Below are 4,941 nucleotides of genomic sequence, written 5' to 3' on the forward strand. Positions count from 1 at the left end.
CGAAGGCCACGCCGGGCAGCGCCTGGGCCTGACGGGCCAGGGCCACGGCGGCGGCCGGGTCGGACACCCCGCAGCGCCCCTGGCCCACGTTCACTTCCACCAGCACGTCTACATGGGCCTGCGCCCGCGCCACGGCCGCCGAGATATCCGCCAGATTGCCTGCATCATCCACGCAGACGCTGATGCGCGCCGCCCGCGCCAACTGGGCCAGCAAGTCCAACTTGGCCGGCCCCACCACTTCATTGCTGATGTGCACGTCATTGATGCCGGCCGCCACGAAGGGCAGGGCCTCGCTGACTTTCTGGCAGCAGATGCCGCGCGCGCCCAGCGCCAGTTGGCGGCGCGCGATTTCCGGGCATTTATGCGCCTTGGCATGCGGCCGCAGGGCCACGCCGTGGCGGTCGGCCCAGGCCTGCATGGCCCGCAGATTGGATTCGAAGGCGTCCAGGTCCAGTACCAGGCTGGGCGTGTCCACCCTTCCCAGCACATCGCCCGGCTGGGCGGCGGGTGGCAAGGGCGGAACCGGGGCGGAGGGAATGGCGGCCATGAATGTGCGTTTCCTTTTCGTACGAACATGCCAGCCGCCAGATCGGGCGCCGGACAGAACGCGTAGTGTATCCCCAGGCAAACCCTAGGAATCCCATCGCGGCGGCGCGTGCAAGAATCGCGTGGGGATCGTAAAGGGCGCTTCTACGGCGGCGCCAAATCTGGAGAAGTCGCAATGTCTTTGAAAAACTGGATCAAGGTCCTGACCCTGGCGCTGGCCGTGGCCGGCGCGGCCGGGCCGGCCCAAGCACAGCAATTCTTCCGTATCGGCACCGGCGGCACCGCCGGCACGTACTACCCGGTGGGCGGCATGATCGCCAACGCGATTTCGCAACCCGGCAAGCTGATCGCCACGGCCGTGGCCTCGAATGGCTCGGTGGCCAATATCAACGGCATTCTGGGCGGCTCGCTGGAAGCCGGGTTCACGCAGTCCGACGTGGCCTACTGGGCCTATACCGGCACCGGCACCTTCGACGGCAAGCCCAAGGCCGAGAACCTGCGCCTGATCGCCACCCTGTACCCGGAAAGCATCCACCTGGTGGCGCGCAAGGGTTCGGGCATCAAGTCGGTGGCCGACCTGCGCGGCAAGCGCGTGTCCATGGACGAGCCCGGATCAGGCACCCTGGTCGACGTGCGCCTGATCCTTGGCGCCTTCGGCATGACCGACAAAGACATCGAGGCCGAATACCTGAAACCCAACCAGGCGGGCGACAAGCTGAAAGACGGCGGCCTGGACGCGTTCTTCTTCGTGGGCGGCGCGCCGGCCGGGGCCATCGCCGAACTGGCCTCCAGCGGCGCGGGCATCGAACTGGTGCCCATCGTGGGCCCCGAGATCGACAAGCTGCGCAGCCAGCAGGAATTCTTCACGCCCGACACCATCGCCGCCGGCATGTACCAGGGCATAGCCGAAGTCAAGACCATCTCGGTAAACGCGCAGATGGTGACGTCGGCCAAGCAATCCGAGCAAACCGTCTACGACATCGTCAAGGCCATGTACAGTGACGCCACCCGCAAGGTGCTGGACAACGGCCATGCCAAGGGCAAGCTCATCACCAAGGAAAACGCCGTCACGGGCGCGGGCATCCCGTTCCATCCGGGCGCCGAGAAGTTCTACAAAGAAGCCGGGCTGTTGTAACCCCCCGAAGCGCTATGCGCTGCCCACCTCGCGGCTGGCGGGCCGGCGGAGCCGGACCCGCGGCGTCTCCGATGGAGCGGCACCTGTTTCGTTCGTCGCAGCCGTTCCATGGGGGTATTTCATGCGACGCTGCATGAACCACTGAAGCGAACAACTCGCCGCATGCGCACAGCGCGCCGGGCACCGCCCGGCGCGCTGTATTTCCGATAAGGCCGGCAATGGAAATCGATCACGAGCAAACCCAGAAACTGGCGGAAAAATTCGATTCCGAAATCCGCTTCCGGCCATTGGCCAAGACAGCCACCTGGATCGTATCGATCCTGCTGGTGTCGCTGTCGCTGTTCCACTACTACACCGCGGGCTTCGGCCTGCTGCGCGAAGCCACACACCGGGGCGTGCACCTGGCGTTCGTGCTCAGCCTGATATTCCTGGTGTTCGGCTTCAGCAAGGCGCACTACCAGCGCGAGCCGCGCTCGACCCTGCTGGCCCCGGGCGGCGTGCCGCTGTACGACTGGATCATTGCCATCGCGCTGGCGTTCAGCGTGCTGTATATCCCGTACATTTTCGAAGACTTGGCCTTCCGCGTAGGCAACCCGCTGCCGCAAGACGTGCTGATGGGCACCATATTGATCGTGGGCCTGCTGGAAGGCACAAGGCGCGCCATGGGCTGGCCCCTGCCCATTATTGCGCTGGTGTTCCTGTCCTATGCCGCGTTCGGCCCGGTGTTTCCCGGCCTGCTCAAGCATGCGGGCAATAGCTGGCCGCAGATCGTCAACCACATGTACCTGACCAGCCAGGGCATCTATGGCGTGGCGGTGGGCGTAGTGGCCACCTACGTGTTCCATTTCGTGCTGTTCGGCGTGCTGGCCAGCCGCATCGGCCTGGGGCAATTGTTCCTGGACGTGGCCTCGGCCGTAGCGGGTCGCTACGCGGGCGGGCCGGCCAAGGTGTCGGTGTTCGGCTCGGCCATGTTCGGCATGCTGTCGGGCTCATCGGTGGCCAACGCCGTGACGGTGGGCTCGCTGACCATTCCGGCCATGGTCCGCATCGGCTATCCGCGCCATTTCGCGGCGGGCGTCGAAGCGGCGTCCAGCACGGGCGGGCAGATCACCCCGCCCATCATGGGCGCGGCCGCCTTCCTGATGATCGAATTCCTGGACATCCCCTACCAGCAGATCATCGTGGCAGGCATTTTCCCCGCCTTCCTGTACTTCTTCGGCATGTTCATGCAGGTGCATTTCGAGGCCAAGCGCGAAGGCCTGCGGGGTCTGAATGCCGAAGAAATGCCCAGGCTGCGCGAATCGTTCAAGCGCCGCTGGCCCACCTTGCTGCCGCTGGTGGCGCTGATCTGGGTGCTGGCCAGCGGGCGCACCCCCTACCTGGCCGCCTTCGCCGGCATCACCGGCTGCATTCTGGTGGGCCTGCTGAACCCCTACCAGCGCCTGAAGCTGCGCGACCTGTACGATTCGTTCGAAACGGGCGCCAAATACGCGCTGGCGGTCGGCGCGGCGGCCGGCACGGTGGGCCTGATCATCGGCGTGGTCACGCTTACGGGCGTGGGCTTCAAGGTGTCGTATATCGTGATCAGCGCCGCGCAGGCCATCGCCGGCGGCGTGGGCATGTTCATTCCGGACGTCATCGCCAACACCCAGACCCTGACCCTGGTGGCCGCCCTGGCCATGACGGGCGTGGTGTGCATCCTGATGGGCTGCGGCATCCCCACCACGGCCAACTACCTGATCATGGTGGCGGTGGCCGCGCCCACGCTGGTGCAACTGGGCGTGCAACCGATCGCCGCGCATTTCTTCGTGTTTTATTTCGGTATCCTGGCCGACATCACGCCCCCGGTGGCGCTGGCGGCTTACGCGGCGGCCGGCATGGCGGGCAGCGACCCCTTCAAGACGGGCAATACGGCCTTCCGCCTGGGCATCACCAAGCTTATCGTGCCATTCGTGTTCGTGTTCTCGCCGTCGCTGCTGATCTCGGTGCAGGGCTTCACCTGGTACGCGTTCTTCGTCACGCTGCTGGGCTGCATGGTGGGGCTGATCTTGCTGTCGGCGGCATTCTCGCGCTACCTGCTGGTTGGCATGAAGCCGTGGGAACGCTGGCTGTGTGTAGTGGGCGCCCTGCTGACCATCGTGCCGGGCCTGGCCAGCGGGCTGCTGGGCCTGGCGGTGTGCATACCCGTATTCCTGCGGCAAATCACGCAGTTGAAGGCGGAAAACAACCCGCACGCCACGTAATCAGGGACGCATTCGCGCAGGGGGACGGTTCAGGCTATCCTCCGCGGCGTGCCAAAGCACAACGTTGTGGCGGTTTGCCGGTACCGCCAAGTTGCCCCGGATGACGTTTCAGCGTACAGTTAAATGCATGTTTGCTGGTTTGCCGATTTGCGGGCCGACTGTGCAAACTGGCACAACAATGCGCCATATGTTCGACATCCTCGTTTATCTGTTCGAAAACTACTATACGCCGCAAGCCTGTCCCGCGGCCGACGTTCTCGCCAAACGCCTTGCGGCGGCCGGCTTCGAGCACGAAGACATCGACGACGCGCTGGGCTGGCTGTATGGGCTGGCCGAAACCACCGAACGCTGCGTCGACCTGGCGCAAGTGCCCAGCAGCGGTATCCGCATCTATACCGACACCGAATACCAGCAATTAGGCACCGAATCCATCGGCTTCATCGCTTTTCTCGAATCCGCTGGCGTGCTGCCCGCGCCGCTGCGCGAAATCGTCATCGACCGCGCCCTGGCGGCCCCCGAAACGCCGGTATCGCTGGCCAAGACCAAGATCATCGCCCTGATGGTGCTCTGGAGCCAGGAAGCCGAAATCGACAACCTGGTGCTCGAAGAACTGCTCGACGACGACGGTACGCGCCGGCTCCACTGAGCCCGTGAACTACGCAGGCCGTTTTGCCCCCAGCCCCAGCGGTCCCCTGCACATGGGTTCGCTGGCGGCCGCGCTGGCCAGCTGGCTGGACGCGCGCGCCCACCACGGGCGCTGGCTGCTGCGCATCGAAGACGTGGACACGCCCCGCACCGTGCCGGGCGCGGCCTACACCATCGTGGCGCAGCTGCAGGCCCTGGGCCTGCACTGGGACGGCGGCATCATGTGGCAATCACTCCGCAACGACGCCTATCAGCACGCTTTCGACACGCTTTCCGCCCAGGGGCTGATCTACGGCTGCGGCGCACCGAACGGACAGGCATACGAACAGTAGCCGCAGCCGATACAGGTGTCTTTGTTGTGCAGCACCACGC

At 65.2% G+C, this 4,941-nt stretch carries 4 protein-coding genes and 2 pseudogenes; 4 read left to right on the forward strand and 2 right to left on the reverse strand.

Translation table 11 applies throughout. The features are described 5' to 3' along the window. Positions 1 to 547 (reverse strand): alanine racemase (locus LPZ50_RS21650; RefSeq protein WP_230664837.1); only part of this gene is annotated, 547 nt, incomplete at its 3' end. A gap of 174 nt (positions 548 to 721) precedes the next feature. On the opposite strand from LPZ50_RS21650, the gene LPZ50_RS21655 reads away from it, so the two are divergent. The 4 genes and pseudogenes from LPZ50_RS21655 to LPZ50_RS21670 all read left to right on the forward strand — a co-directional run. Next, entirely contained in the window at positions 722 to 1,681 is a 960-nt protein-coding gene (locus tag LPZ50_RS21655) for a TAXI family TRAP transporter solute-binding subunit (protein WP_230664839.1), read from the forward strand. A gap of 218 nt (positions 1,682 to 1,899) precedes the next feature. Continuing rightward, positions 1,900 to 3,924: a TRAP transporter permease gene (locus LPZ50_RS21660; RefSeq protein WP_230664841.1), complete on the forward strand. Its 2,025-nt coding sequence runs from the start codon at positions 1,900 to 1,902 to the stop codon at positions 3,922 to 3,924. 187 nt (positions 3,925 to 4,111) lie between these two features. Beyond that, positions 4,112 to 4,570, forward strand: a complete 459-nt coding sequence (locus LPZ50_RS21665) for a DUF494 family protein (protein WP_230664843.1) — start codon at positions 4,112 to 4,114, stop codon at positions 4,568 to 4,570. A 52-nt stretch (positions 4,571 to 4,622) separates the two neighbouring features. Further along, positions 4,623 to 4,871: pseudogene (locus tag LPZ50_RS21670) on the forward strand (glutamate--tRNA ligase family protein); the annotation flags it as partial. Here the strand turns inward: LPZ50_RS21670 and LPZ50_RS21675 are convergent. After that, positions 4,865 to 4,941: pseudogene (locus LPZ50_RS21675) on the reverse strand (4Fe-4S binding protein); the annotation flags it as partial. The pseudogenes LPZ50_RS21670 and LPZ50_RS21675 sit on opposite strands and share 7 nt — an antisense overlap.

The organism is Bordetella petrii (assembly GCF_020991325.1).
Lineage (GTDB): Bacteria > Pseudomonadota > Gammaproteobacteria > Burkholderiales > Burkholderiaceae_B > Bordetella_A > Bordetella_A petrii_E.